27 protein-coding genes and 1 tRNA gene are annotated in these 25,672 nt (G+C 40.4%); 3 read left to right on the forward strand and 25 right to left on the reverse strand.

Features of this window, described 5'->3' with window-relative positions; translation table 11 throughout:
• Positions 1-7 precede the first annotated feature (7 nt).
• The 3 genes from oppC to ACTO1Y_RS05330 form a co-directional block, all read right to left on the reverse strand.
• Positions 8-934, reverse strand: coding sequence for an oligopeptide ABC transporter permease OppC (gene oppC, locus ACTO1Y_RS05320; RefSeq protein WP_441348586.1), 927 nt, complete (start codon positions 932-934; stop codon positions 8-10).
• On the reverse strand, positions 934-2,430 hold the full coding sequence (locus tag ACTO1Y_RS05325; protein WP_441348587.1) for an ABC transporter permease: 1,497 nt from the start codon (positions 2,428-2,430) through the stop codon (positions 934-936). Before ACTO1Y_RS05325 ends, oppC begins: the two co-directional genes overlap by 1 nt.
• 65 nt (positions 2,431-2,495) lie before the next feature.
• Positions 2,496-4,475 carry a peptide ABC transporter substrate-binding protein gene (locus tag ACTO1Y_RS05330; protein ID WP_441348588.1) on the reverse strand — a complete coding sequence of 660 codons (1,980 nt, stop codon included), beginning with the start codon at positions 4,473-4,475 and terminating at the stop codon, positions 2,496-2,498.
• Positions 4,476-4,654: 179 nt separating this feature from the next.
• Between ACTO1Y_RS05330 and ACTO1Y_RS05335 the strand changes: the two genes are divergently transcribed.
• A tRNA-Cys gene (locus ACTO1Y_RS05335) sits at positions 4,655-4,725 on the forward strand.
• An 85-nt stretch (positions 4,726-4,810) separates the two neighbouring features.
• Here the strand turns inward: ACTO1Y_RS05335 and ACTO1Y_RS05340 are convergent.
• From ACTO1Y_RS05340 to ACTO1Y_RS05390, 11 genes are all read right to left on the reverse strand, one after another.
• Complete coding sequence (locus tag ACTO1Y_RS05340) at positions 4,811-6,142, reverse strand: hemolysin family protein (protein WP_441348589.1); 1,332 nt, start codon at positions 6,140-6,142, stop codon at positions 4,811-4,813.
• 118 nt (positions 6,143-6,260) lie between these two features.
• The gene (locus tag ACTO1Y_RS05345; RefSeq protein ID WP_441348590.1) at positions 6,261-7,088 is read right to left on the reverse strand and encodes a DNA/RNA non-specific endonuclease; all 828 of its coding nucleotides are present in this window, start codon (positions 7,086-7,088) and stop codon (positions 6,261-6,263) included.
• A 45-nt stretch (positions 7,089-7,133) separates the two neighbouring features.
• Positions 7,134-7,322 (reverse strand): DNA-directed RNA polymerase subunit beta, encoded by a 189-nt coding sequence (locus ACTO1Y_RS05350; protein ID WP_006150292.1) that lies wholly within the window; start codon positions 7,320-7,322, stop codon positions 7,134-7,136.
• Positions 7,315-8,601: a UDP-N-acetylglucosamine 1-carboxyvinyltransferase gene (gene murA, locus ACTO1Y_RS05355; RefSeq protein WP_441348591.1), complete on the reverse strand. Its 1,287-nt coding sequence runs from the start codon at positions 8,599-8,601 to the stop codon at positions 7,315-7,317. Before murA ends, ACTO1Y_RS05350 begins: the two co-directional genes overlap by 8 nt.
• A 24-nt stretch (positions 8,602-8,625) precedes the next feature.
• Complete coding sequence (locus tag ACTO1Y_RS05360) at positions 8,626-8,856, reverse strand: DUF1146 family protein (protein ID WP_033587493.1); 231 nt, start codon at positions 8,854-8,856, stop codon at positions 8,626-8,628.
• Positions 8,857-8,913: 57 nt separating this feature from the next.
• The gene (locus ACTO1Y_RS05365; RefSeq protein WP_441348592.1) at positions 8,914-9,951 is read right to left on the reverse strand and encodes a SepM family pheromone-processing serine protease; all 1,038 of its coding nucleotides are present in this window, start codon (positions 9,949-9,951) and stop codon (positions 8,914-8,916) included.
• Positions 9,935-10,423 (reverse strand): pantetheine-phosphate adenylyltransferase, encoded by a 489-nt coding sequence (gene coaD, locus ACTO1Y_RS05370; protein ID WP_235083734.1) that lies wholly within the window; start codon positions 10,421-10,423, stop codon positions 9,935-9,937. The genes ACTO1Y_RS05365 and coaD overlap by 17 nt, the downstream gene beginning before the upstream one ends.
• On the reverse strand, positions 10,413-10,952 hold the full coding sequence (rsmD, locus tag ACTO1Y_RS05375) for a 16S rRNA (guanine(966)-N(2))-methyltransferase RsmD (protein ID WP_045762698.1): 540 nt from the start codon (positions 10,950-10,952) through the stop codon (positions 10,413-10,415). Before rsmD ends, coaD begins: the two co-directional genes overlap by 11 nt.
• Positions 10,953-11,012: 60 nt before the next feature.
• Positions 11,013-12,005: an aspartate--ammonia ligase gene (asnA, locus tag ACTO1Y_RS05380; protein WP_006150123.1), complete on the reverse strand. Its 993-nt coding sequence runs from the start codon at positions 12,003-12,005 to the stop codon at positions 11,013-11,015.
• Positions 12,006-12,102: 97 nt separating this feature from the next.
• On the reverse strand, positions 12,103-12,786 hold the full coding sequence (locus tag ACTO1Y_RS05385) for a Bax inhibitor-1/YccA family protein (protein WP_006150400.1): 684 nt from the start codon (positions 12,784-12,786) through the stop codon (positions 12,103-12,105).
• Positions 12,787-12,839: 53 nt separating this feature from the next.
• Positions 12,840-13,580: a TrmH family RNA methyltransferase gene (locus ACTO1Y_RS05390; protein ID WP_025169994.1), complete on the reverse strand. Its 741-nt coding sequence runs from the start codon at positions 13,578-13,580 to the stop codon at positions 12,840-12,842.
• 33 nt (positions 13,581-13,613) lie between these two features.
• On the opposite strand from ACTO1Y_RS05390, the gene ACTO1Y_RS05395 reads away from it, so the two are divergent.
• On the forward strand, positions 13,614-13,892 hold the full coding sequence (locus ACTO1Y_RS05395) for an acylphosphatase (protein WP_001174501.1): 279 nt from the start codon (positions 13,614-13,616) through the stop codon (positions 13,890-13,892).
• Positions 13,893-13,969: 77 nt separating this feature from the next.
• Positions 13,970-14,896, forward strand: coding sequence for a membrane protein insertase YidC (gene yidC, locus ACTO1Y_RS05400; RefSeq protein ID WP_303943586.1), 927 nt, complete (start codon positions 13,970-13,972; stop codon positions 14,894-14,896).
• An 80-nt stretch (positions 14,897-14,976) separates the two neighbouring features.
• Here yidC and pflA read toward each other — a convergent pair whose 3' ends face one another.
• The 11 genes from pflA to ACTO1Y_RS05455 all read right to left on the reverse strand — a co-directional run bounded on the left by pflA (position 14,977) and on the right by ACTO1Y_RS05455 (position 25,628).
• Entirely contained in the window at positions 14,977-15,771 is a 795-nt protein-coding gene (gene pflA, locus ACTO1Y_RS05405; protein ID WP_006150223.1) for a pyruvate formate-lyase-activating protein, read from the reverse strand.
• A gap of 132 nt (positions 15,772-15,903) precedes the next feature.
• Positions 15,904-17,157, reverse strand: a complete 1,254-nt coding sequence (locus ACTO1Y_RS05410) for a diaminopimelate decarboxylase (protein WP_441348593.1) — start codon at positions 17,155-17,157, stop codon at positions 15,904-15,906.
• Between the two features lie 72 nt (positions 17,158-17,229).
• A complete protein-coding gene (gene purR / locus ACTO1Y_RS05415; protein WP_235083730.1) occupies positions 17,230-18,054 on the reverse strand; it encodes a pur operon repressor in 825 nt (274 codons plus the stop codon).
• A 102-nt stretch (positions 18,055-18,156) separates the two neighbouring features.
• A complete protein-coding gene (locus ACTO1Y_RS05420; RefSeq protein ID WP_441348594.1) occupies positions 18,157-19,098 on the reverse strand; it encodes a 3'-5' exoribonuclease YhaM family protein in 942 nt (313 codons plus the stop codon).
• Positions 19,088-20,344 carry a DNA recombination protein RmuC gene (gene rmuC / locus ACTO1Y_RS05425; protein WP_441348595.1) on the reverse strand — a complete coding sequence of 419 codons (1,257 nt, stop codon included), beginning with the start codon at positions 20,342-20,344 and terminating at the stop codon, positions 19,088-19,090. The genes ACTO1Y_RS05420 and rmuC overlap by 11 nt, the downstream gene beginning before the upstream one ends.
• Position 20,345: 1 nt before the next feature.
• The gene (locus ACTO1Y_RS05430; RefSeq protein WP_441348596.1) at positions 20,346-21,008 is read right to left on the reverse strand and encodes a thiamine diphosphokinase; all 663 of its coding nucleotides are present in this window, start codon (positions 21,006-21,008) and stop codon (positions 20,346-20,348) included.
• A complete protein-coding gene (rpe, locus tag ACTO1Y_RS05435; protein WP_414278225.1) occupies positions 20,971-21,627 on the reverse strand; it encodes a ribulose-phosphate 3-epimerase in 657 nt (218 codons plus the stop codon). The genes ACTO1Y_RS05430 and rpe overlap by 38 nt, the downstream gene beginning before the upstream one ends.
• Before the next feature lie 11 nt (positions 21,628-21,638).
• A complete protein-coding gene (rsgA, locus tag ACTO1Y_RS05440) occupies positions 21,639-22,517 on the reverse strand; it encodes a ribosome small subunit-dependent GTPase A (RefSeq protein ID WP_441348597.1) in 879 nt (292 codons plus the stop codon).
• Position 22,518: 1 nt separating this feature from the next.
• Positions 22,519-23,391 carry a 16S rRNA (adenine(1518)-N(6)/adenine(1519)-N(6))-dimethyltransferase RsmA gene (gene rsmA / locus ACTO1Y_RS05445; protein ID WP_441348598.1) on the reverse strand — a complete coding sequence of 291 codons (873 nt, stop codon included), beginning with the start codon at positions 23,389-23,391 and terminating at the stop codon, positions 22,519-22,521.
• 12 nt (positions 23,392-23,403) lie between these two features.
• Positions 23,404-24,120, reverse strand: a complete 717-nt coding sequence (locus ACTO1Y_RS05450; protein ID WP_441348599.1) for a dimethyladenosine transferase — start codon at positions 24,118-24,120, stop codon at positions 23,404-23,406.
• An 89-nt stretch (positions 24,121-24,209) separates the two neighbouring features.
• The gene (locus tag ACTO1Y_RS05455; RefSeq protein WP_441348600.1) at positions 24,210-25,628 is read right to left on the reverse strand and encodes an SseB family protein; all 1,419 of its coding nucleotides are present in this window, start codon (positions 25,626-25,628) and stop codon (positions 24,210-24,212) included.
• Positions 25,629-25,672 lie beyond the last annotated feature (44 nt).

The following is a 25,672-nucleotide window of genomic DNA, read 5'->3' on the forward strand; positions in this document are numbered from 1 at the left end:
TCTACTCCTATCTATGTGTACGTGGATCACTAGCATCCGCTAGGTTTTGACCAACTACGAAAAGTGACAAGGATACCATGACCAAAGTTGTCAATGGAATCCAGAAGAGGTATGCATTTGTTGTTACGTTCTGTGAATAATCTGAAATCAATCGACCTAAACTTGGTACTGTAATAGGCAATCCAAGTCCAAAGAATGACAGAAAGGCTTCATAGGAGATAAATGCTGGAAGCATTTGTGATGTAGTCGTAACAATAACAGATACCAATTGTGGCATGATATTTTTAATGACAATTTTGTATGTTGGAGTTCCGAGTGTGCGTGAAGCAAGGTTGTACTCTAAGTCACGGTAACGCATGATTTGGATACGAATTGAGTAGGCAATCCCAATCCAAGTCGTTACACTCATGGCAAAAATCAAATTCCAGAAACCTGCTCCGATTGAGTATGTTAGGACGATAACAATCAATAAGTGTGGGATGTTGGAAATAACGTTATAAACTTCCATCATGACGCGGTCAACTGATTTTGAAATACCCCAGATACCGCCGACAATAACACCAATTACAATATTGATAAAGGTCGCAATAACGGAAATCAAGATAGAGTTACGGGCTCCAAACCAGACACCATCAAAAAGAGACTTACCATTACTATCTGTACCGAACCAATGTTCAGCATTTGGTTTAATGTAGCGAGCGCTAAAATCATTTACCTTACTTACATCATTGAAGTCGAAATCAGAAAACATTGGGTAGATGAAACTCATCAATACGATGGAAATCAAAATACCAAGCATGATGATGGTTGATTTCTTTTTCAAAAATTGTCTAAAAACAGAACCCCAATATGAGTAGGCAGGAGCATCAATTACTTCAGAGGCAAAATCATCTCGTTTTACAAATTGAAATTTATCATTACTAATTGTAGACATTATTTGCCTCCTTTCTCTGTCAACTTAATACGTGGGTCAATAATTGTCATCCAAATATCCCCAATTAAGTAAGAGAAGATTGAGACGCAAGTAAAGATGAAAACTAGACCAACAACCATGTTATTATTTGACGCTTTTACAGAGTCAATCAACATTTTACCCATACCTGGGAAGGCGAAGACTGTTTCAGTAAGAGTAGCTCCACCAATAACACCGATAATAGAACCTGGAATACCTGAAACGAGTGGTACCATAGCATTTTTAAAGATGTGTTTGTTTGAAATTTCTTTCTCAGAAAGACCTTTTGCACGTGCAAAACGAACAAAGTCTTGTGATTGTAAGTCAATCATGTAACGACGAATCCAGATAGCCAAACCAGGAGCACCAAGTAAACCAAGAATAACTGCAGGTAGTACATATGAACGCCAGTCTCCAGCACCCAAGATAGGGAATGAATCAGGGAGTCCAATTGAAGAACCAATCAAACGAATGATATAGACAAGAGCGATAGTTGGAAGAGCAAGTAAGAATGTTAAAGCTCCTGTAGAGAAACTATCAATCCAAGTATTCTTGTAACGAGCCATTGCAGAACCAAGTGGAACCGCAATCGCGTACGAAATTGCAAGGCCAATCAAACCAGCAATAGCAGAACTGGTAATCATAGATGGATACTGATAGTTGCTTTCAGTAGCTGTATATGGATCACCTTTACCGTAGTTCGCTACTTCACGCGCATCAGCTTGACTTGGAGATTTATATGTTCTTGAGTAGATATTGACTGATGACATTTTCTTACCAGTTGGGAATTGAACTTCAGAAGTCTTCGTTTGTCCTTGCCCTTGTGTGATAACTTGAAGCACAGGAGTATTGGCATAAGTTGGGTAAGAATCTCCTAAGTTCAAGTTCACAAAGTTTTGATGAACAAACGGGAATTGACTGTTAAAGTACAAGAGGTATTTATGTTTAGTCCCTGAACCTACTAAAGACCATCCGATAGCTGGATCGTTTTCAAAACGCAAATAACGCTCTAAGTTAGGATTTTCTGGGTCTTGAATCTTGTTTGTATGGTCAATATCAAGCAAGTTTGCATAGAATTTGAACACACGCTCGAAAATAGGGATTTCACGAGTAGCATAGAATTGACCGCTCTCTGTAAACTCACCTAAAGTCCAACCGTTTCCAATTTGTTGGATGTATTTTTCGTAGATAGCTTTATTTGTATCGTTTGCATCAACGGTTACAGAAGGGTCAATGCTACTAGCTTTTTCCTGCAACTCTTTCGTATCGTAATATTCGATATAACCCATACGCTCAAAAACGGTATTTTCATAGTTATCGCGTTTATCAGCTGTAGTTGCAATTTTATTGTAGTTAGTATCTTGTTTGAAGATCAACTTCCGTGGAACCATCGTATAGATGATTGTGTAAATCAAGGTCGTTACTAAAAAGATAGAAACTAACGACCGCAAGATACGCATAAAAACATATTTTTTCATATTATTTCCTTTAAAATCCCAAAAGAACCTTCTCCTTTTGGAGAGAAAGTTCTGATGAGCATTATTTATTTCACGTGGCTCGCTAATTCTTTTTGAGCTTTTTCGTTTGATTCAGCTTTTTCTTTGAGCCATTTTTCACGAGCTTCTTTGTACTCTTTAGCAGTTACAGTGTTAGCTTGCAATTGAAGGTACTTGAAGTATACATCTGAACCTTTATCACCAGATTGAGTGTAAGAGGCTGAGAATGGTACTACACGAGAAATAATTGGTGCTGCACCACTTGAAGACATAGCAGGAAGGAAGAGTGAGCTATCTGTCAACCAAGCTTGAGCTGCTGCATATTTCTCATAACGTTTGTTAAGATCGCTTGTTTCATTTCCAGCTTCGTCAACTAATTTATCATATTCTTTCAAACCAACTTGAGCAACTGCTGGGCTAGATGGGTTGTCATATCCCATATAAGACTTAGTTGTTTCGCTATTAGTTGTTTTCAAGATATCTAGGTAAGTTGATGGGTCTTCGTAGTCAGGGTTCCATCCAACTGCACCTGAAAGGTCCCAATCTTCAGCTGCTGCACTACCTGCATAGTATGTGATATTTTGCAATTCATCTGTAGTGATTTGTTGGATATCGATGACTACATTATCTGTACCCAAAACGTTCTCAACAGATTGTTTAAATGATTGGATACGAGCGATATAGTTTTTAGAAGTTTGGTCAACTGGAATATCCAAGTGAATTGGGAATTTCACGCCATCTGCTTCCAAAGTCTTCTTAGCTTTAGCAAATTCTGCTTTCGCTTTATCAGCATTGTAAAGACCATCTTGAGCATCCGCAAAGTTTACATCTTTCCATTCATCACCATAAGAAACGACCTTCTCAGTGACCAAATCACCAAATGTTTTATCACCTGCAGAAACGAAGTCTGGTTTTACAAAAAGGTTACGAACAGCAAGGGCTGCTCCATCCTTACCATTTAGCTGAGCTGAATAAGCAGTACGATCAAAAGCAAAGTTCAAAGCTTGACGGAAATCTTTGTTAAGAAGGGCTTTCTTAGTAGAAGTTTTTTCTTCGTCAGTTGTTTTTGATGTGTACTTATAGCTTTGACGATCAATGTTAATACCTAAACCAGCAATACCTGCTCCCTGCGGAGTATAGTAGATATTGTCTTTATATGTTTCTGCTACCTTGGAATAGTTTGAGCTAGTAGGGAAGAGACGAGCATAACTGTATGCACCACTTGTAAAGTTACGCTCAAGTGACTCTTGGTCTGAACCATCATAATAAGAAAGTGTTACAGTATCGATGTGAACATTATCTTTATCCCAATACTGTTCATTCTTCGCAAATTCGATAGAAGACTTAGCCGTCAACCCTTTAAGCAAGAAAGGTCCATTGTAAAGCAATGATGTTGGATCTGTCGCCTTACCAAAGTCTTTTCCTTTTGATTTTTCAAACTCTGCGTTCAAAGGCCAAAAAATTCCGTAAGACAGTTTAGAGTTCCAGTATGGTTCTGGTTGGTTCAATGTATATTGAAGAGTGTAATCATCAACAGCTTTAACACCTACAGCAGAGAAGTCTGTATTGTTCCCTGATATATAGTCAGCCAATCCTTTAACAGAATTTTGTGCTAGGTAAAGAGCGGCTGATTTATTGTCGGCTGCGTGTTTCAAACCTGTAACAAAGTCATTTGCAGTTACTTCCGCATATTCTTCACCATCAGATGTGAGCCATTTTACACCTTTACGAATTTTATAAGTGTATGTCAAACCATCTTGAGACACTGACCAGTCTTCAGCGACTGCAGGAGTAAGGTTACCATACTTATCATTTGTAAAGAGTCCATCGATACCATTTGAAGTAGCAACTTTTGTACTTTGTTTCCCAGAGATAAGGTAGTCCAATGTTTCTGGGTCAGCAGTATAAGTATAGCCATAGGCTTTTGGTGCTTCAGCATTTGATGATTTTGAAGAACCGCAAGCTGCAAGAACACCTGTAGCAAGTAGGGCAACCCCTGCTACCGCAAAAATCCGATTTTTTTTCATGTTTATAAACTCCTCGTTTTAAATTGTGGATATTGAAGATTATACCACAGTTTTTTTAAAAAGTAAACGAATTTTCAGAATATTTTGTCGCATGCTTTTTTAAACATTTGAATCTTATGTTTTCAGAAAAGAAAACTATTGACGAGAAACAATTTTCAAGGTATAATAATAAAAGTTAAGGCGGTATAGCCAAGTGGTAAGGCACGGCTCTGCAAAAGCTTGATCGTCGGTTCAAATCCGTCTACCGCCTCTATATTAACGAAGACTCCGAGCGGAGTCTTTTCTTTTTAACAATTAAAAAGCTTTATCAGTATTTAGCTGATAAAGCTTTTGTTTTATTCAGTTTCTTCTTCTACTTCGACTTCCTGAATTTGAACCTTAACCTTGGTTACGCGTCCGTTTTTCACTTTGTCATTTGTCAGTATGATATGCTTGTTGCCACTTTCCACCTCATAACTAAGTTTCTCTGAGGTTGGAATGGTTCCCACACCGGTCAAATAATAACCCGCAATGGTATCTACGTCATCACTTTCAAGTTCGACATCAAAATAATCATTGAAGTCATTTAGGGTCATTGTACCTTGGACAATATGAGTGTTCTCAGCAATGGTATGAACGTAAACTTCAGCACGGTCGGTTTCATCATCAATTTCACCGACAATCTCCTCAAGCAAGTCCTCAAGAGTAACTAACCCTGCCATTCCTCCGTATTCATCAAGAAGAATTGCCATCTGTCTTTGTGAATTTCTCAATTCTTTTAACAGATCATCCACAAAAATAGTTTCAGGTACAAAGAGAGGTTCCTGTAATATCTTTCTCAATACGATATTGTCAAAACCATCGGTAAATCCTGCTTTTAGCAGACTCTTTGTATGGATCAAACCAATCACGTTGTCCTTGTCATCATCATAGACAGGAATTCGAGAAAAGCTTTGTTTTAAGATGCTTTCGATAATCGTCTGAGTGTCATCTTGAATATCTACCATGAAAGCGTCAGTTCTAGGAACCATGACTTCACGCGCCATGAGCTCATCTAGTGAGAAAATTCCTTGCAACATTTCGATTTCATCTGCATCCAAGGTTTCTTCACTATTGGTAAGCATATACTCAATCTCATCACGAGTCATTTTTTCATCTGCATCGTCAAATGTCATTGGCGTCAAACGACTCAAGAGATTAGTTGATGCTGATAACATCCAAACAAATGGACTCACAATCTTACCGAGAGCGATAATAAATGGCACTGTTCGGATAGCCAAGGCATCCTTAAGATTTAGCGCAATCCGTTTGGGATAGAGCTCACCAAAAACGATAGAGATATAGGTCAAGAAAGCAAGTGACAGGAAGCTTGCGATTGCATGCGCAGTTTCGCTATTCCCCATCCATGAGGCTATCAATTGTCCAAGAGAGTCTGCAAGTTTAGCCCCTGACAAGATTGTAATTAAGGTAATACCAACTTGAATGGTTGATAAAAAGTGATTGGGGTTTTCAAGTACCTTTAGCAAACGGATATAACGTTTATCACCTTCTTCAGCCTTTTGTTCAACACGTGAACGACTAAGGGAAACCATAGCCATCTCTGTCGCAGAGAAAAAAGCATTTAAAAAGGTCAAAACAACTAATAATACAAACTGCAGTAACAAATCCTGACTGCTCGGGTCTTCCATTTTCCTTCTCCTAAAAAGTATAATTGAGACTATTATACCATATTTTTCAATTTCTACACATTAAATTTCGATTTCTATAGTAAATCCCCTATCAAAACGATAAGGGATTATCTATTTATTAGTCTTTTGTAACCGTAACTTCTCCTGTTCGGTAATCTAACCGAATTCCCTTTTGAACATTAGGAATTACTACATTAAACTCCAATTCTCCGTCAGAGGATTTTGCTTCAATTTGAGAGACAGAAGGTACTAGGTCCTCTTCTGTCGCATACAGTAGCGTAACGCGGTAACGCACTCGTTTATTCTTATCTAGCGCTTTTCGAACTAAACCTTCATAGTAGTTTTGTCCTGTTGAATCTTCTGCGCGAGCTTGGTTGGCCCAGGCTGTTTGTACAGCGATGTTTTTAGGATTACTAGTAGATGCATCAAAGCCATCTAGACCACCAATCAAGGCATAGCCTAATAAATGTCCTCTATCTACAGCGTGATTATAACTTCCTTTTAGGTTCTTGACCTGATGCCAGCCTGCTGGAGTCCAAGAGGTCGAACCATTACCCGTCTCTTCGCGATCCTTATACTGTCGAGTTGCTTTTGACATGAGAGCATTGGCTACTGTAGGAACTGTCTCTCCTCCTACAGTTTTAGTTTTATTATCAGCATAAGGTTTACTTGATACCTTAGCATCTAGATTGGTTTTGTTTCCATTAACTACAAAAGCTCCTGCTCCATTCCACTCAATTGTGCCCTTGATTTGTTTTTTGACCGAGTCAGTCAGTACACTCTCTGCCAATTCTTGACTAGGAGTGTCGGATGACTGGGATTTTTGTGTCACTTGTGTTTGTGGTGTATTATTGGAAGCCTGCATTTTTTTAATGTAGTAACTTCCTGCCGTCAATAGTAGAAAAATCAGGAGACCTATGAGGGCCTGTCTGGTTTTTTTATTCATATTTCCTCCTTACTTTTATCCCTAGAAAAAGGCCGGTTCCCCAGCCTATTTCCCTGTAAATTTTGCAATCAATTCATGCCATTTATCGGGTGTCAAAATTGCCCATGGATCTTGACCTTTTCCTACGATACCATAGCCAATCATCAAGCCGATACCCAACGCCAAGACTCCTAGAAGCAAAACAATAATAACTAATAAAAATCGACGTAGCACATACGCTGCTTGTTTATTCATCTTCATCAGCTTCCACACTTACCCGTTCAATATTAGCTCCTAACTGAGCCAATTTTTCATGGAAACGATAATATCCTCTATCCAAATGGACAAGTTTTCCGACAACTGTCTCCCCTTCAGCTACTAGACCTGTTAAGATCAAAGCCGCACTTGCACGTAGGTCTGTAGACAAAACCTCTGCTCCTTGCAGAAGTTGCCCACCGACGATACGAGCTGTATCACGGATAATTTCAGAATGCAAGCCCATACGACGCATTTCCTCTAAATGTTGGAAACGATTTTCAAACACTGTTTCCACCATGGTTGACTCACCTTGAGCAACCGTCATCAGTGCAGTGAATTGTGCCTGCATGTCTGTCGGAAATCCTGGATGCGGAAGCGTCTTAACATGAACGGCTTTCAATTTATCTCGTTGAGAACGAATGCGGATGCCTTCGTCTTCATCAATGACTTCAACACCCATTTCTTGTAATTTCGCCAACAAGGGACGGTTGTGTTCCCAAATAGCATCTTGAATTAGGACATCTCCACCTGTCATTGCAGCAGCAACCATGAAAGTCCCTGCTTCGATGCGGTCTTGAACAACGTTATGGGTTGCACCATGCAAGTTTTCAACACCCGTTATTGTGATGCTTTCTGTTCCTGCGCCTTTGACTTTAGCTCCCATTTTATTTAAAAGAACAGCTAAATCTACAATTTCAGGTTCACGCGCAGCATTTTCGATAACAGTTACGCCATCAGCTAGCGTTGCAGCCATCATCAAGTTTTGGGTTGCCCCAACACTAGGAAAGTCCATATAGATATGGGCTCCATGCAAGCGTTCTGCCTTAGCTTCGATATAGCCAGCTGTTTGGGTAATCTTAGCCCCCATTGCTTCCAAACCTTTAAGGTGAAGGTCAATAGGACGACTACCGATCGTACAACCACCTGGCATCGAAACTTTAGCGTGACCAACCCTAGCCAGAATTGGACCCAGGACTACAATAGAAGCACGCATCTTGCTGACATACTTATACGGGGCTTCTTCTGTGATATCATCTGTCGCATCCACTTCAACAATGTGTGCATCTTGATCAAAATTAACTTGAGCATTTAATCCACGAACTACTTGGTTCATGGTAAAGACATCCGATAGGATAGGAACATTTTTTAAAACTGTTTTTCCTTCGCTTGCTAAAATTGTCGCTGCAAGTAGTGGCAAAACTGCATTTTTCGCGCCCTCAATGGTAACACTTCCGACAAGGCGATTATCGCCACCTCGAACTACAATTTTTTCCATAAATATTTTCCTTTACTTTCGAATTTAGAATAATGTCCGTACAGCTTCTTGCCATAATTGGTAGAGATTTAGGAAAAAAGAACTGATTAGATATCCTAAACCGATACTACACAATACTACCAAAAGTCGTACCTTCCTCGCATTGTCCTTGGTCACCTTCAAAATTTGATCCCATTTGACTAAATCTTTCAAAAGTTGAAAAACTAGGTAGACAAAAAACATATGACTACTGAGGGTAAAAAACAATTGAATCATCTGCCTATTATACCATCTTCTCTTTTTCTACGCTAGTCTATGGACTTGCACTATATTTTATGGGTTGTTTTTCAAGTAATCAATTGCATCCTGAAGTGTTTTTACAGGAACAATCTTCATGTCTGTTTTAATCATTTCAGCAGCTTCTACAGCCGTGTCATAATTACTTTTAGCATTAGGATTGGCCTTTTTAGCTTCTTCAGTTACTGGATTGTTTGGAGCAAAGAATACAGTAGCTCCTTTTTTTGCAGCAGCAACAACTTTTTTGTCAATTCCACCAATATCACCAACATTTCCATCTCTGTCGATACTTCCTGTACCAGCAATGATACGTCCATTTCGAAGAGTAGGGTCTGCAATTTGCGTATAGATGGATAAACTAAACATCATTCCAGCACTCGGACCACCAATGCCAGCAGTTGAAAACTTGATTGGCACATCACTTGACACTTCCGTGCGGTCAATCAAACCGATTCCGATACCGTTTTTCCCATTTTCCAGAGTAATGATTTTTCCTTCAGCGGTTTTGACTTTCCCATCTTCTTGATAAGTAACCTTAACCTTGTCACCTAGCGTTTGAGAATTAACGTAGTCGACCATTTCCTTGGAACTCTCAAAAGTCTTATCATTGACAGCTGTTACTGTGTCGGCAATATTCAGAATACCCTTAAAAGTTGAATTGTCTGTCACAGTCAAAACATAGACGCCCAGATATTTGAGCTCTATTTCCTTACCAGCTGCCTTGAGTCCTTGATATTTAGCCATATTTTGCGAAGTTTCCATGTAAAACTGGTTGATTCGCATAAATTCTGCATCTGAAGAACCACCTGTCATCTCTTTAGCACTTCGAATATCTGTAAAAGGTGTTAGCCAAGCATAAACCAAGTCAACCAGTCTAGCGTGCTTAACTCCAACTGTTACAAATTGGTAAGAACCTTCCTCTTGGTCAGCTTGATTATTGACTTGTAAGACTTTTCGAATATCTTCTGAAGTTCCTGGAACCTCAATGTAATAAGGCAGGGGCACTGTAAAAGCTATAAATGTGATAATAAGCCCGATGATTAAATATATGGGCCATCTAGTTTTTTTCTTCATGTTTTAACTCCTCTAAGACAGCATTTGGGACATACTTACTGATATCTTGACCAAACTTCAATAGTTCTCTCACAGCTGAAGAGCTGATGTAAACATGCTCTGGGCGGCTATGGAGATAGACTGTCTCAATCTCTCCTGCTAATTGATGATTGTAAAAATCAAAACTGGCTTCATACTGAAGGTCCGCAGCGTTACGCAAACCACGAACAAGAACATGGACACCCAGTTTTCTAGCAACATCAACTACTAATTCATCATGAGAGGCGATAACTTGGACATTCTCTAGATGTGCCACTGCTTTTTCAACCGTCTCTAGTCGGCTTTCTATCGGTAAAAATCCATTTTTGTGTGGATTATAAAAAATTCCTACATACAATTGATCAAAGAGCTCACTTGCACGCTCAATGAGGTCCAAATGGCCCTTTGTTATCGGATCAAACGAACCTGTGAATAGCCCAATTTTATCTGACATAAACCGTCACCTTACTAATCCCATATATTTTTTCCTTCCAGATGCCCAAACAGGCGATTTCTTCTGGAAGTTCTACTGATTTATCGGTCTCGCAGACCACCATGACATCTTCTGAAAAAAGATTTCTCTCCGCCATTTTTTCAATATCAGACACGATTTGTTCCTTTGCATAGGGAGGGTCCAAAAAGATGAGATCAAAAACGCCATCCACCTGCTCCAACGCACGACTGGACTCCATTTTCAATAATTGAAACTTTGAGGTTTCCTTGGTCATCCGGATATTTTCTGCCACAATATTCTGTGCTCGGCGATCCTTCTCAACTAGGACAGCGCTCGACATCCCTCTTGAAACTGCTTCGATGGATAAACCACCACTGCCAGCATAGAGATCTAGTACACGTCCTCCTTCAAAGTAGGGACCAATCATATTGAAAATAGCTCCTCGGACCTTGTCAGATGTTGGTCTCGTTGTTTTCCCGTCTAACGTCTTTAAAGGACGTCCTCCGTAGATTCCTGATACGATTTTCATAAGGTATATTATACCAAATTCTGATAAAAAAAAGAAAATCGAACCTTGCGGCTCGATTGATTAAAGAATATTGTCGTAAGTATCTCTGACTTCTTGTGGCCAAACACTAGTTTGAACTTCACCGATGTGCTTCTTACGAAGTAGGAACATAGCCATACGTGATTGACCAATTCCTCCACCAATTGTCAACGGGAAGAGTCCGTTTAGAAGAGCTCTATGCCATTCCAAAGAAAGACGGTCTTCATCTCCTGTAATAGCTACTTGTCGACGGAGGGTATCTTCATCAACACGAATTCCCATTGAAGATAATTCAAAGGCTGCACCCAAATTATCATTCCAGACAAGGATATCTCCATTCAAGCCATGATAGCCATTTTCAGATTCAGTTGTCCAGTCATCATAGTCTGGTGCACGTCCATCATGAGGTTTTCCATCCGACAATACACCGCCAATACCAATCAAGAAGACAGCACCGAATTCCTTACAGATAGCATTTTCACGTTCTTTTGGCGTCAAGTCTGGATAGCGTTCAACCAACTCTTCTGTATGGATAAAGGTGATTTGCTTAGGCAAAATTGACTCAATATCATATCGTGCTTCTACTGCTAATTCTGTTAAACGAATGGCCTTATAAATCTTTTCAACGGTTTCTTTGAGGTAGGCTAGATTGCGTTGTCCATTAGGAATTACCTTTTCCCAGTCCCACTGGTCCACATAAACCGAATGAGTCGCATCTAGTGAATCTTCGTCCGGACGAAGAGCCTTCATGTGAACGAAGAGACCTTCTCCTTCACCGAAACCAAAACGTGCCAAAGTATGGCGTTTCCACTTAGCAAGTGAATGTACCACCTCATAGGTTTCATCTGGGATTTGTAAAACCTTAACAGATACCGGATGTTCAATCCCTGAAAGGTTATCCTGCATCCCGTCTCCAACCTTACTTAAAATTGGCCCTTGTACTTCTACTACTTCTAACTTATCTTTTAAATACTGGGTAAAGGTATTTTTTACAAATGAAATCTCTTCCTGCTGGTGAATAAAACTTTTTTTCATATGTACCCCTCCTTTTGAATAATAAAAAGATTATACCCTTTTGCTAGTAAAAATGAAAGTAAAAAATAAAAAAGAGCTCATTTGAGCTCTAAAAGTATTAATCGTCATTTCCAAAGATACGCAAGAAGCTAAGGAAGAGGTTGATAAAGTCAAGGTAGAGGCTAAGTGCCAAAGAAATTGCCCAGCCTGTAGCGACCTGACCATCTGACTCTTCATAAACATAACGAATTTTTTGATTATCCCAAGCGATTAAACCTGCAAAAACAAGTACCATCACAATACTGATGATATAGTCCATTAGGCCACTATTTAAGAAGATATTAACAACCATGGCTAATATTAGACCAAATAAGGCTGCAATCAAAGCACGTCCGATACCACTCAAATCCTTTTTGATGACGACTCCGACAATCGCCATGACAAAGAAAAGGGCTGCACTGGAGATAAAGGCTGTTAGGACTGTACCAGGAAGGTAAAGCGATACAATGAAACTTAGTGAAAAACCGTTGACCACAGAATATAATAGAAATATTGGAAATGCTGCTGGACTGTTCCTTAACGCTAAACCACTTGCAAATAACACTAGAGCAACTTCAACGACTCCTGTTACGATTAGCCATATGCGTGCATTAAGCATTAACTGTACGAGAACATCTTGGAAGGTTGTTAACATCAAGGCTGAAACAACTGCAGATAAGGCAATCCCAATCCCTACAAAAGCATAAACTTTTGCATAAAATTGATTCAAACCAGAATGTTCTTGAATAATTGTTTGATTCATATCTTTTTCTCCTTATGAAATCTTTTTACTGATTATAACAAAAATAAATTGATTTAACTCAAATAAAACATGAGTATGCCTGCCGCAATAGCAACATTGAGACTTTCCGCCTGCCCTTTCATGTTGATGTGAACCAGTTGGTCTGCCTGGGCTGTCATGAATGAACTAATGCCCTGGCCTTCATTTCCCATCACCAAGGCAAAATCCTCTAGTCGAGCAAGTTCACGATAATCTTTAGAGTTTTGGGATAAGGTAGTGGCTAGAATCGGCAAATGACTCTTTTTCGCCTCTTCAACAAATGTATCAACAGGCATCCGATAAATTGGTAAATGAAAATGACTTCCCTGCATGGAGCGAAGAGTTTTGAGGCTGTATATATCAGCCGACTTGCTTGAAACGATGACTCCTGAAAAACCTGCCGCATCTGCCGTCCGTATCATGGTCCCTACATTTCCAGGGTCCTGCACATCTTCTAAGAAAAGATATTTACCTGAGGTCAAATCCGGCAACAGCTCCTCTTCCTTTTGAACAATAGCTACAATGCCCTGAGGTGTTTGTGAATCTGCTAAATCAAATAAGATTTCCTCTGTCACAAAGACAGTCTGAGGATAATCTACTAGTTTATCTCCATACTCTACTAGAGCAAATATTTTCTCAATCGTTGCTCCCGCCTGAACAGCTTCCTCAAATAAATGCCAGCCCTCAATTAAATAAGAAGATTTTCGATATTTTTTTTGATGCAATTTCTTGGCATTTTTTACCACAGAATTCGCTTTAGAGGTTATAATAGTCATAGGAGTATTATAACACAATCAAGGAGGTTTGGTATGCAAAAGGTCAAAATGATTGCACAGGGACGCGTTCAGGGCGTTGGCTTTCGTTGGGGCGTCTATACCCTTGCTCTCGAACTAGGCGGAATCACTGGTCGTGTCTGGAACAACGATGACGGAACAGTTGAAATCCTTGCCCAAGCAGAATCTTCTGCTATCATGGCTAAGTTCATCCAAGAGATCCGAAAAGGACCAACTCCTTTCTCAAAAGTGACCTATCTCGACGTCCAATTGAGTAACTTTCCTTCCTATTCTGACTTCAAAGTCGCAAATTAGGTCTCTAGAACTATTGTATATTTTCAAAAAAAACAGTAGAATAGAAAGGTATAATTTTTAAAGAAGGAATAAAAACAGTGAAATCAATTAAACGAATCGCCCTCTCAATCATGGGAGTGGCTATGCTATTAGTATTGACAGGATGTGTCCAGGTTGATAAAGCAACAGGTCAGCCAACCGGATTTATCTGGAATACCATCGGAGCACCTATGGCAGAGGCTATCAAATACTTTGCCAATGATCAAGGTCTTGGTTTCGGTGTTGGTATCATCATCGTAACTATTATCGTTCGCTTGATTATCCTCCCACTTGGTATCTACCAATCATGGAAGGCTACCCTTCACTCTGAGAAGATGAACGCCCTCAAGCATGTCCTTGAGCCACATCAGACTCGTCTCAAAGAAGCAACGACTCAAGAAGAAAAACTAGAAGCCCAACAAGCTCTCTTTGCTGCTCAAAAAGAGCATGGTATTAGTATGTTTGGTGGTGTAGGATGTTTCCCTATCCTCATTCAAATGCCTTTCTTCTCTGCTATCTACTTTGCTGCTCAACACACAGAAGGTGTTTCTGAGGCTAGCTTCTTAGGAATCGCACTGGGTTCTCCAAGTTGGATTCTCATCGCCTGCGCTGGTATTCTCTACTACATCCAATCACTCCTTTCTCTACACGGAGTTGAAGACGAGACTCAAAGAGAACAACTCAAGAAAATGATTTACATGAGTCCAATGATGATCGTCATGTTCTCCATCTTCTCTCCAGCCAGCGTCACACTTTACTGGGTTGTCGGTGGTTTCATGATGATTCTTCAACAATTCATCGTCAACTACATGATTCGTCCAAAACTTCGCAAAAAAGTACGCGAAGAATTTGCAAAGAACCCACCAAAAGCAAGCAAAACTTCAGGCGCTCGTAAAGATGTAACCCCTGAATCAGCAGCAGCTATCACAACTTCTAACAAGAAGAAAAACAAAAAACGCAATGCTGGAAAACAACATTCGAGATAAAAAATAAAAGGCTCGGCTAAATTGCTGAGTCTTTTCTATAATCGAAAAGAGGCCGAGAAAACTCGACCTCATTTTTTATATTATCCATGTACACGTTTCATGTAATCTTGATAGCTTTCTGTATCCATCAATTCCTTAGCGTTCTTGACACGATCTGCTGTCGGAGGTTTAACTCCTTCAAGCGAATACGGAATGCCAAGTTCACGCCACTTGAATTCACCCATCGTGTGATAAGGTAGGATTTCAAACTTATCAACGTTTTTAAGAGTTTTCACGAACTTCCCAAGCTCAATCAAATCTTCATCTCGGTCTGTCAACCCAGGTACGAGAACGTGACGAATCCAGACAGGTTTCCCAATATCTGACAAGTATTGAGCACAAGCTAAAATGGTTTTGTTACTTTGACTGGTTACAATCCTATGTTGAGCATCATTAATTTCTTTGATATCAAGAAGAACCAAATCAGTCACAGCCATTAATTTATCAAATTTTTCAAGATAGCGTGGTTTATTACGGAACGGAAGGGCACAAGTATCCAAGGTACAGTGGATACCTTTTTCTTTCGCCTTGGTAAAGAGGGCAATCAAGAAATCAATCTGCAAGAGGGCTTCTCCTCCGCTGACTGTGATACCTCCCTTGTCTCCCCAGAAACCACGATAGCGAAGCGCTTCTTCCAAGACATCATCTACTGTTCGTACACGAGATTTATTGGTTTCCATAGCCCATGTATCCGGGTTATGGCAATACTGGCAACGCATCTGACAGCCCTGCAAAAAGACAATGAAACGGATTCCGGGACCATCTACCGCCCCAAAACTCTCTGTCGAATGCACCATTCCTGTCACTTGTCCATAGTCAATTGTTTCTTCTGACATAACGTCACCTTCCTTGAAACCGTTTTATAATTTTATTATATCACGCTTGAAAGGAAAAACAATAGATTTTGTCTATTTTTTAGAAAACAATCTGTTTTTCACTTTCAACTTTCATGATTTTCAAAAATTCTTCTAATCCTTGTCAAAGTCAAACCCGTAAAGAGTCGCAAAATAGTCCTCAGGTCGCTCTGCTCTACGGATTAGTCGAGCACCACCGTCCTCTGTGTAGAGAAGCTCTGCCGAACGAAGTTTCGCATTGTACTGGTATCCCATAGAGAAGCCATGGGCACCTGTATCATGAATGACTAACAAATCACCAATTTCTGTTTGAGGTAGCTCACGATTTACTGCAAACTTGTCGTTGTTCTCACAAAGAGAACCAACAACATCAACCACTTCAGTCTGACCATCAGGATGCATCATATTAGTAATATGGTGGTAAGCACCGTACATAGCTGGTCTCATAAGATTGACAGCTGACGCATCGACTCCTAGATAAGTACGGTAGGTTTTCTTTTTATGAGTAACTGTTGTGACCAAAATTCCATGAGGTGCCAGCATAAAGCGCCCTAGTTCTGTAAAAATCTTAACCTGACCAAGACCTGCTGGTGTCAAAACCTCTTCATAAACCTGACGAACTCCCTCACCAATCAAAGCAATGTCATTAGCTTCTTGATCTGGGTGATAGTTAACCCCAATACCACCTGAAAGATTGATAAAATCCAGTGAAATACCTAACTTTTCCTTGATTTCTACTGCTAACTCAAAGAGCTGACGTGCTAATTCTGGATAGTAGAGGTGGGTCACTGTATTAGAAGCTAGGAAGGAATGAATCCCAAAGGTTTTAGCTCCCTTTTCTTTCAAAATAGCAAAGGCTTCAAAAAGCTGCTCCTTAGTCATCCCGAACTTAGCTTCGCCAGGATTATCCATAATGTCCGTTCCTAGTTCAAATACTCCACCGGGATTGTAACGGCAAGAGATGATTTCTGGGATACCTGCTGCACGCTCTAAATGTTCGATATCTTCAAAAGCATCTAAATTAATCGTCGCACCTAATTCACGGGCATAAGCATACTCTCTATCTGGAGTATTATTGGATGAGAACATCATATCAGAACCAGAAAATCCTAGCTTATGACTCATCAAGAGTTCTACATAACTAGAACAATCCACTCCACATCCTTCTTCTTGTAAGATTTTCAAGATAGCTGGGGTCGGAGTCGCCTTGACTGCAAAATATTCTTTAAAGCCCTGATTCCAAGAAAAGGCTTTGTTTACTGCGCGTGCTTTCTCGCGAATCCCTTTTTCATCGTAGAGGTGGAAAGGGGTTGGAAACTCTTCAACAATTTTTTCTAGGGCTTCACGATTAATAAATGGTGTTTTCATAGGACTCCTTTATATTCATTATCAAAGAAAGGCTGGGACGAAAGTTCCAACCTTTGTATTTTAAGTTCATTCTTATTTTTCTGCGTCAAAGATGTTTCCAACTTCAACAGCAATTTTTTGATTCTTCACATCAATGTTGGTAACCTTCAAGAGTGATTTGTAATCAAACTGTTGTTCGCGATCTTCTTGCGCATTATCGGCAAAGACGGCTACTCCAGCCAATTCAGAATCAAACTCAGACAAGAGGCTAATCATCCCGTTAATGGTCCCTCCACCCTTCAAGAAGTCATCAACGATCAAGACACGACTTCCTGCTTTAAGGCTACGTTTTGAAAGGAACATCTTTTCGATACGGTCACTAGAACCTGAAACATAGTTGACACTAACAGTTGAACCCTCAGTGATTTTCAAGTCGCGACGGACAATGACAAATGGAACATTGAGAACATTTGCTACCGCATTTGCAAGCGGAACCCCTTTGGTCGCAACAGTCATAACGGCATCAATCTTCTGATCCATAAAGCTCTTAGCAATAATGCGACCGATGTTTTTCAAAATAGCTGGAGTGCTCAATAGGTCAGATAAATAAATGTAGCCACCCGGAAGAATGCGGTCACTCTCTGAAAGTTTATCACGAAGCTCTTCGATAATCGTTTTAGACTCAAGGGTAGAGATCGATGGTGTAAAAATAACACCACCACCAGCACCTGTCACCGTTTGAATATGACCGATTTCTATTTCTTCGAAGGCACGCTTAATGATGACAATATCTTCTGAAATAGAAGACTTAGCAGATTCATACTTTTCTGCAAAGGTATTGAGACTGGTTAATTTGTAAGGATTGTTAATCAAGTAATTGGAAATAACAACCATCCGATCACTTCTTCTTAATTTCATTAGTTATTCACCATTCTTTTTAATTAGTCTTTTTCTCATTATATCACACTAAAGCAAAAAAAACGAACTTTATTGTCTAAATAAAGCTCATTTTTTTAGTTTCTAGTCTAATTTTGGCTTGTAGAAGGAACGATTGTCCATTGCAAAGACTTTATTGGTCATTTCACCCTCATCAACAAGGGCGAGCGCTGTTGACATCATCATCATGCTGGCATCTAGATTATCAATCATATGAATGATTTCAGCTTCCATCACACGAGGACGAACTGGACTACCATACTCAAGTAAACCATGGTGGCTGAGAATAACATGGCGTAAGAGCACTACTTCTTCACGAGTGTCATCAATGCCAAGTTCCATTACTGTTTTGGTGATTTCACTATCAATCAAGGCAATATGTCCGATAAGGTTCCCTCTGACTGTATACTCTGTCTGGTCTGGGCCAGTCAATTCAATAACCTTGGCTAGGTCATGGAGCATAATCCCCGCATAGAGCAAGCTCTTATTGAGTTGTGGGTATACATCTGCAATTGCCTCTGCCAAACGAACCATAGTAGCCGTATGATAAGCAAGTCCTGTTTCAAAGGCATGATGGTTGGTTTTGGCAGCTGGATAGGAATAAAATTCTTTATCATATTTGGTATAGAGAGCTCGAACGATTCGTTGCCAGATAGGATTTTCAATTTTGAAAATCATCTGCGCCATATATTCGCGTATCTCCTTGACATCCACTGGCGATTTGACCTTGAAATCTGCTGGGTCATTTGGTTCGCCAGGCTGAGGTAGGCGAAGGGTGATTTGATTAACCTGCGGAGTGTTATTGTATACCTCACGACGTCCCTGCATGTGAACAACTTTCCCTGCAGTAAAAGCTTCGACGTTATGAGGTTGGGCATCCCAGAGTTTCCCTTCAATTTCCCCACTGTCATCTTGGAAAGTGAAAGCCAGGTAATTCTTCCCAGCACGTGTCTGTCTTAGGTCAGCTGACTTGATTAGGTAAAAGCCCTCAAAAAACTCATCTTTCTTCATGTGACTAATCTTCATATTCTTCCTCATCTTCTTGGAACTGGAGTAGATCAAGCTCAGGCTCACCTTCTGATAACTCAATGTGACGGAGCGTTCGCTCGATAGCTGTAGTACGACGGTTTAATAAATCATCAATATTGGCAGAGGCATGTTGGAGATGTTTTTGTGCCTTGACCAAAATCCCCCCAAACTTGCCAAACTCGGTCTTGACACTGGCAAGAGTCTTGCTGATATGGTCGGCACTCTTTTGGATATTGAGAGTTTTGAAGCCAACTGATAGAGAGTTAAGAAGGGCTGATAAGGTACTTGGCCCTGCAATGATAATCTGCTCCTCCCGTCTCAAATCATCAAAGAAAATCGGATTGCGAACAATCTCTGAATAGAGACCTTCTGTCGGGACAAACAATACTCCAAAATTGGTTGTTCGAGGTGGCGCCAGATACTTACTCTTGATATCCTTTGCAAAACGCTTAACACTCGTTAAGAGTGACTTACGGCAGCGCTCGATCTCGTCCTTGTCACCTGATTCATAGGCTTCTTCTAGGCGGTAATAATCCGCCAATGGAAACTTAGAGTCAATCGGTAGATAAACATATTCTTGGTCGCCTTGCCCAGGCAACTTGATGGCGTACTCGACTCGCTCACTCGAATTTTCAACCGTTGCAAATTCTCGTTCATACTGGGCAGGTGTCATGATATCTTCAATAATCTGTCCCAGTTGTAATTCTCCTAGAATTCCTCGAGTTTTTGTACCAGATAAGACTTTATTAAGAGCGCCGACATCACGGGCAACCGTCTGCATTTCTCCAAGGCCGCGATTGACAGATTCCAATTGCTTGGAAACTGTCTCAAAGGAAGCCTGCAAGCGTGTCTGCAAGGTCTTTTCTAACTTTTCCTCGACCGTTTGACGCATCCGCTCTAAACGTTGTTCATTTGATTCCTGCAGGGCTTGGAGTCGTTGGTCGGTCTTATCTCTAGTTTGGAGAAGATTCTCATTCATCTCCTGTCGAACCTGAGTCAGACCTTGGTGCAATTCAATTCGCACTTCCTGCAAACGGTCGCTAACAGCCACTTCTAGATTTTTTTGGTCCAGCTGACTAGCTTGTCGAGCTTGTTCAAAACGATAATCTAGCTGGTCTGAAAGGTTGTCTGCCTGATCTTCTAAACTCTTGGTCAGATATTTCTCCTGCTTGTCCTGCCTTTGCCAAATGAGAAAGAGGCCGACTAGGTTAGCAATTAATAACAGTAGTAATACAATCTCCATCCTATCTCCTGTCCTTACTATGCAGTACGACCACATAGCCATCCGGGCATGTTACCGAAACTTCCCTATCTATATATTCGTTAGAAGCATAGACTTTCTTAAAGAAAAAGTTCTCCTCTGTCAATTCGTACTTGGCACCGATAATGGTCAGCTGACTATCCCTCACAGGCATAAAAGCAAGATAATCATAGTCTGACCGTGGTTCAAGTTGACTGGTCCCTTCTGGACAGTAACGAATCAAATTTTGTCCATCCTCAATCTCTATCTGACGCATATATGGCGCCAATTTAGGATTGCTAGGCAGAAACACATTAGCCAACATATGGTCAATGCGACCACCTAGGGCACCAAAAATGGTCACCTGAGCTTGAGGATTTTTTTCAAAAATCGTTAAAAGTGCTAGTTCCAGATCGGTATCATCTTTTTCTGGCTGGGCTTGAACAAAATGCTGGGCACGTTTTTGAATCAAATGACGTTCTTCTACAGTCACAGAATCAAAATCCCCAACGGCTAAAGCAAGAGGAAGTTTTTCCTCCAGTACCCAAAGTGAGCCTCGATCCACACCGACAAAGCAGTCAAAATCTGTCCGATAGTGACCGCGGTCTCCGCCTGCAAAAACTGCAACTTTAGTCCAGTTGTTTTCTGAGAGCTTGCACTCGTTCATTGACATCTCCCTTAAAGACATAGGACCCTGCTACAAAGACTGTTGCACCAGCTTCTTTGGCTTGAGCTATGGTCTGATCATCAATCCCACCATCCACTTCAATTTCAAAATTCAATCCTTTTTCCTCACGAAGGGCAGCCAATTCACGTACCTTATCCATGGTTTCTGGCAGAAAGGCTTGCCCACCAAATCCAGGGTTAACTGTCATGACTAATACTTGGTCAACTAAGTGTAGCACATGCTTAATCGCCTCAACAGGTGTACCAGGATTAATGACGACTGAAGGTTTGACTCCAAGAGAACGAATTTTTTGAAGGGCCCCATGGATATGAGGTGTTGCTTCTGCATGGATGCTGATGATGTCTGCACCTGCACGCGCAAAGTCTTCTAAATGATGTTCGGGATTTGATACCATCAAATGGCAATCAAAGACCATCTTGCTATGAGGACGAAGACTTTCGACTACACCTGCACCAAAGCTGATCTGAGGTACAAAGTGACCATCCATGATATCGATGTGGGCATATTCAGCCCCAGTTGCTTCTAGGCGTTTAATTTCACGTTCAAAGTTGGCATAATCTGCTGCCAGAATTGACGGAGCAATCTTGTATTGAGACATAGGGTTTCTCCTTATTTTGGAATTTTTTTGCTGACTTTTTTATAGGTTTCTCTACGATTTTCAATCTCACTGAGGAATTGCAGGTAGTTGTCAAAACGGAAGGTAGCAATGATACCCTCTTCTACTGCTGGTTTTACAGCGCAAGATGGCTCATGGGTATGGGTACAAGTGCGGAATTTACAATCACGACTGACACTAGCAATCTCTGGAAAAGCCTGATTCAGATCTTCTGCTGTTGTTACTTCGTAATCCAGCGATGAAAAACCTGGTGTGTCTGCGATTTTCCCACCATTGAGATTGTAAAAACTAACCGCTCGAGTAGTGTGACGACCACGACCCAGACTGTCTGAGATTTCTCCCGTTTCTAGATTGAGATCAGGTGCGATTTTATTGAGCAAAGTTGACTTTCCAACACCCGTCTGCCCCATAAAGACCGTAACCTTATCTGTCAACAAGGGTAAAAGTTCTTCTTTATTCGTCACAAAATCGTAACCAATAGCACGATAGGTTTTCTCGTAGAAATCCAGTTCTCTCCCATCTTTCAGTAAGTCCATTTTGGAAATATAGACGATAGGATGAATGCCCTTATGCTCTAAAAGAACCAAGAAGCGATCCAACAAGTTGCTATTAAAGTCAGGCTCTTTGACCGACATGATAACCACAGCTTGGTCAATATTGACGATCGGTGGGCGAACCAGACTATTTTTTCGTTCGTGAATCTTGAGAATATAACCTTCGGAATTTTCCTCCGCAGAAAAATCTACCCAATCTCCAACATAGGGCGTATGACCCTTTTTACGAAAATTTCCACGCGCGCGTGTTTGATAAACCTGACCATCACTCTCCACATAGTAGAATCCGGCCAAAGCTTTAATGATTTGTCCCTGCATCCTAGAGTCCTTGTCCTTTAAGCGCATCTGCTAGACTAGCGAATTCTTCTAAGCTAAGAGCTTCACCGCGTACACTTGGGGATAGTCCTGCCTGATCCAATGCCTTAGTCAATTTATCCTTGATTTCATCAGTCTTTCCAAAGTAACCTGTCAGATTATTCCACAAGGTCTTACGACGATGGGTAAAACTAGCCTTGGAAACTTTAAAGAAGAATTTCTCGTCTTCCACTGCTACAGCCGGTTCTGGGCGACGTACCATTTTCAGGATAGCTGAATCCACATTTGGTGCTGGCACAAAGACCGTACGAGGTACGATAAAAGCAACCTTAGCTGTCATGTAATACTGAACTGCAATCGACAAGCTCCCGTAAGCCTTGGTATTTGGCTTAGCAGATATACGATCTGCCACTTCTTTTTGCATCATAACCACAAACTCACTAAATGAAATGCCACTTTCAATCAAGTGCATGAGAATAGGCGTCGTGATATAGTAAGGCAAGTTGGCTACTACCTTGATTGGTAAGTCAGGATTTTTGAAATTTTGGATATGTTGCGCTAGGTCAACTTTTAGAATGTCCTCGTTGACTACGGTCACATTGTCAAAATCACGTAAGGTATCCGCTAGGATTGGTACCAAGCGGTGGTCAATCTCAAAAGCCATGACTTGAGCTGCACGCTCAGCTAAAAATTCCGTCAAGGCACCAATACCTGGCCCAATCTCGATGACATTGACTTGGTCATCAATTTCAGCCGTATCCACAATTTTTTGAAGGATATTGGTATCGGTCAGGAAATTTTGTCCGAAGGACTTTTTAAAGGTAAAACCGTGACGCTCCAGCACTGCCTTGGTCACGCTATAATCTGCAATTCTCATGTATTCTCTTTTCTATCTCTTAACCATCATATAAAAAATCAACCTAATTACTAGTGCAAGTATAAACAAATATACTAAACCATTCCTCCACTTGTTCGCTTTTGTATCGGCTCCAGTCATATCGCCCCCTTGCTTATCATCTTGAGGATTCATTTTATTCAGTTCATCCTGATAGGCAACCGAATCTAGAATATTATCTTCTGGCAATAATTCTGAAGCATAATAATCAGGAAAGCCCATAGCAAGACCAATTAGGTTCTTTTCTGTCAAAGAAAAATCTAAATCTTTGGGTTGATTTCCCCGAATAGCTCCTATATTTTTTAACAGTTTATCAGAAACAACAGACACTTGGTCCATAAAAACAACATCTAAGACATCAAATCCGAGTATATCACCATCTTTGACATTTACAAGAATATAACGAACAAAGGCATCATATAGTTGCACGGATTGTGGAACATTTTCTTCTAAAAAAGACCGGTTTTGGAGGGCGTTTTGCCGGAATTTTTCAATAGGAAGCAAGATATCTACATTCTGCTCTTGGTAAAACTTTTCTGCTTGCTCTTCATCTTCTTCGAGTTTTTCTGCTGTTTTCCAGAGAGCAATAGGAGTTCTTAAATCTTCTTCATCCCAAAACAATTGCCAAAAATAGGGTATCGTGTAAATTCCCTCTGTTAGAATACGAGCTTCATTTCCGTTTTTTAAGTAAATATAACTTCTATTCGCCATTCCATTTCCTTTCAAAATCTTTGAAAAAGGGTGGTGGTTCAAGTGGGATGTAGTTAAAACTATATAGTTTCCCAATGTAAAGAAACTCTCTAACCGTTAGCTTTGCCTTCTAGTTCCTCACTAAACTTTTGCATTTCTTTAAAAGCTGTTAGGCTAACATAAGCACCCGCTTCATAATACTCCGTTGGATTAATGGCATAGTCAAAAACTTCAATCATGCCTCCCGCTTCTTCAATCATGCCATTCCATTTTTCGTCAAAGACCATTCGCAGACGTTTCCAATCGGTAAATACCGGCACAGAATTTCTGCCATCTTTTCCTTCTTTGACTGGAATGTTGAAACTAGAATCTTTTTCCAAGACAAAGGAGCTTCCTTCCTGACTATCGTCCTTAAATTCCGAAGCCGCATCTAGAGGAATTAGGAATTTTGCTTTCAGCATAGCTTCAGAGAAGAACTTATAATAGAGTTTGTAAATTACTTCTTCATCTTCTGTTGTCGGACTATCCAGTTGTCCCATTAACAGCATCCATCTTACTAGGTCAGGGTTCATCACAGGAACTTGTATTTCTGGCAAATTAGAAAAATCTGGTTTTTGAACCAAGGCCGAGGCACTGATGCTAACTTCCTTGGAATTAAAGATTGCTCCCAAGGCACCATTTAAGTAAAAGGCTGTCCCAAGGAAATTCTCAATCCCTTTTTTATCTTCCGTATTTTCAATCAGTTTTACGACTGAGTTTGGTCGACTATCAATGGTTTCTTTAAATTGGCGATACCAAGATGGCGTCAAAAGCATGATCATGGGATCTGTGCACAAATAGCCCTCTTCTCCCCTATCATAGGTCGTTGAAAAAAGATAGGGTTCGCCTGTTTTTTCTGAATAAACTGCATAAACTGAATCTGCTGCTAACAACTTGTCCTTGACGATTTCCGCTAGACGTTCCAACTTACGAGTGTTGGCTTGATAGCTTTCTTCACTTTCAGTTTCCTGATTTTGACGGCATTTCCATAAAAAGAGACGTGAAATCTCTACGCTATCATCAAGGCTAGCTGCCAAATAGTCTTCATTAGTCAATTGCCCCTCCTGAATGGCTACAAAAGCACGATAAAGAGCATCTGAATAGCTAGATAATTTTTGCTCTTCCTCAATACCTGAACTAAAGAGAACACTTCCTTTTTTCAGTTTATCCAAAGAAGGAATCCTATCAACCACTAGATGGGCAAGAACTTCATCAGTAAGACTATCCGCATCTTTGTTTTGACTGCTAAGTTTTTTAACCTCTACAGTACCAAGACTTCCCATTCCTTGGTCGGGATTGCAAAACTGCAACTGATCTCCAACCTTGATACTACCTTCTAGACTCCCAACAATCAATAATTGATTCGTTTCCTTCATAGGAAGAAAATCTAGAACTCCCACACAAGCATTGTCTTTTGTTTCTACTGTTTCCTTATTGGATTCAGTTGTTTCAGTTGCTTCTGTCTTTTTTAAAAAATCAAAGATTCCCATAACTTTTCCTCATTATCTCCACTCAGCAAAAATCCTATGGAGTC

The sequence above is a fragment of the Streptococcus sp. V728 genome (assembly GCF_052077995.1).
In the GTDB taxonomy this organism is placed as follows: domain Bacteria; phylum Bacillota; class Bacilli; order Lactobacillales; family Streptococcaceae; genus Streptococcus; species Streptococcus infantis_B.

Coding starts and splice junctions, on each gene's coding strand:
- oppC (WP_441348586.1), bottom strand. CDS start 934: ATGTCTACAATTAGTAATGATAAATTTCAATTTGTAAAACGAGATGAT.
- ACTO1Y_RS05325 (WP_441348587.1), bottom strand. CDS start 2,430: ATGAAAAAATATGTTTTTATGCGTATCTTGCGGTCGTTAGTTTCTATC.
- ACTO1Y_RS05330 (WP_441348588.1), bottom strand. CDS start 4,475: ATGAAAAAAAATCGGATTTTTGCGGTAGCAGGGGTTGCCCTACTTGCT.
- ACTO1Y_RS05340 (WP_441348589.1), bottom strand. CDS start 6,142: ATGGAAGACCCGAGCAGTCAGGATTTGTTACTGCAGTTTGTATTATTA.
- ACTO1Y_RS05345 (WP_441348590.1), bottom strand. CDS start 7,088: ATGAATAAAAAAACCAGACAGGCCCTCATAGGTCTCCTGATTTTTCTA.
- ACTO1Y_RS05350 (WP_006150292.1), bottom strand. CDS start 7,322: ATGAATAAACAAGCAGCGTATGTGCTACGTCGATTTTTATTAGTTATT.
- murA (WP_441348591.1), bottom strand. CDS start 8,601: ATGGAAAAAATTGTAGTTCGAGGTGGCGATAATCGCCTTGTCGGAAGT.
- ACTO1Y_RS05360 (WP_033587493.1), bottom strand. CDS start 8,856: ATGATTCAATTGTTTTTTACCCTCAGTAGTCATATGTTTTTTGTCTAC.
- ACTO1Y_RS05365 (WP_441348592.1), bottom strand. CDS start 9,951: ATGAAGAAAAAAACTAGATGGCCCATATATTTAATCATCGGGCTTATT.
- coaD (WP_235083734.1), bottom strand. CDS start 10,423: ATGTCAGATAAAATTGGGCTATTCACAGGTTCGTTTGATCCGATAACA.
- rsmD (WP_045762698.1), bottom strand. CDS start 10,952: ATGAAAATCGTATCAGGAATCTACGGAGGACGTCCTTTAAAGACGTTA.
- asnA (WP_006150123.1), bottom strand. CDS start 12,005: ATGAAAAAAAGTTTTATTCACCAGCAGGAAGAGATTTCATTTGTAAAA.
- ACTO1Y_RS05385 (WP_006150400.1), bottom strand. CDS start 12,786: ATGAATCAAACAATTATTCAAGAACATTCTGGTTTGAATCAATTTTAT.
- ACTO1Y_RS05390 (WP_025169994.1), bottom strand. CDS start 13,580: ATGACTATTATAACCTCTAAAGCGAATTCTGTGGTAAAAAATGCCAAG.
- ACTO1Y_RS05395 (WP_001174501.1), top strand. CDS start 13,614: ATGCAAAAGGTCAAAATGATTGCACAGGGACGCGTTCAGGGCGTTGGC.
- pflA (WP_006150223.1), bottom strand. CDS start 15,771: ATGTCAGAAGAAACAATTGACTATGGACAAGTGACAGGAATGGTGCAT.
- ACTO1Y_RS05410 (WP_441348593.1), bottom strand. CDS start 17,157: ATGAAAACACCATTTATTAATCGTGAAGCCCTAGAAAAAATTGTTGAA.
- purR (WP_235083730.1), bottom strand. CDS start 18,054: ATGAAATTAAGAAGAAGTGATCGGATGGTTGTTATTTCCAATTACTTG.
- ACTO1Y_RS05420 (WP_441348594.1), bottom strand. CDS start 19,098: ATGAAGATTAGTCACATGAAGAAAGATGAGTTTTTTGAGGGCTTTTAC.
- rmuC (WP_441348595.1), bottom strand. CDS start 20,344: ATGGAGATTGTATTACTACTGTTATTAATTGCTAACCTAGTCGGCCTC.
- ACTO1Y_RS05430 (WP_441348596.1), bottom strand. CDS start 21,008: ATGAACGAGTGCAAGCTCTCAGAAAACAACTGGACTAAAGTTGCAGTT.
- rpe (WP_414278225.1), bottom strand. CDS start 21,627: ATGTCTCAATACAAGATTGCTCCGTCAATTCTGGCAGCAGATTATGCC.
- rsgA (WP_441348597.1), bottom strand. CDS start 22,517: ATGCAGGGACAAATCATTAAAGCTTTGGCCGGATTCTACTATGTGGAG.
- rsmA (WP_441348598.1), bottom strand. CDS start 23,391: ATGAGAATTGCAGATTATAGCGTGACCAAGGCAGTGCTGGAGCGTCAC.
- ACTO1Y_RS05450 (WP_441348599.1), bottom strand. CDS start 24,120: ATGGCGAATAGAAGTTATATTTACTTAAAAAACGGAAATGAAGCTCGT.
- ACTO1Y_RS05455 (WP_441348600.1), bottom strand. CDS start 25,628: ATGGGAATCTTTGATTTTTTAAAAAAGACAGAAGCAACTGAAACAACT.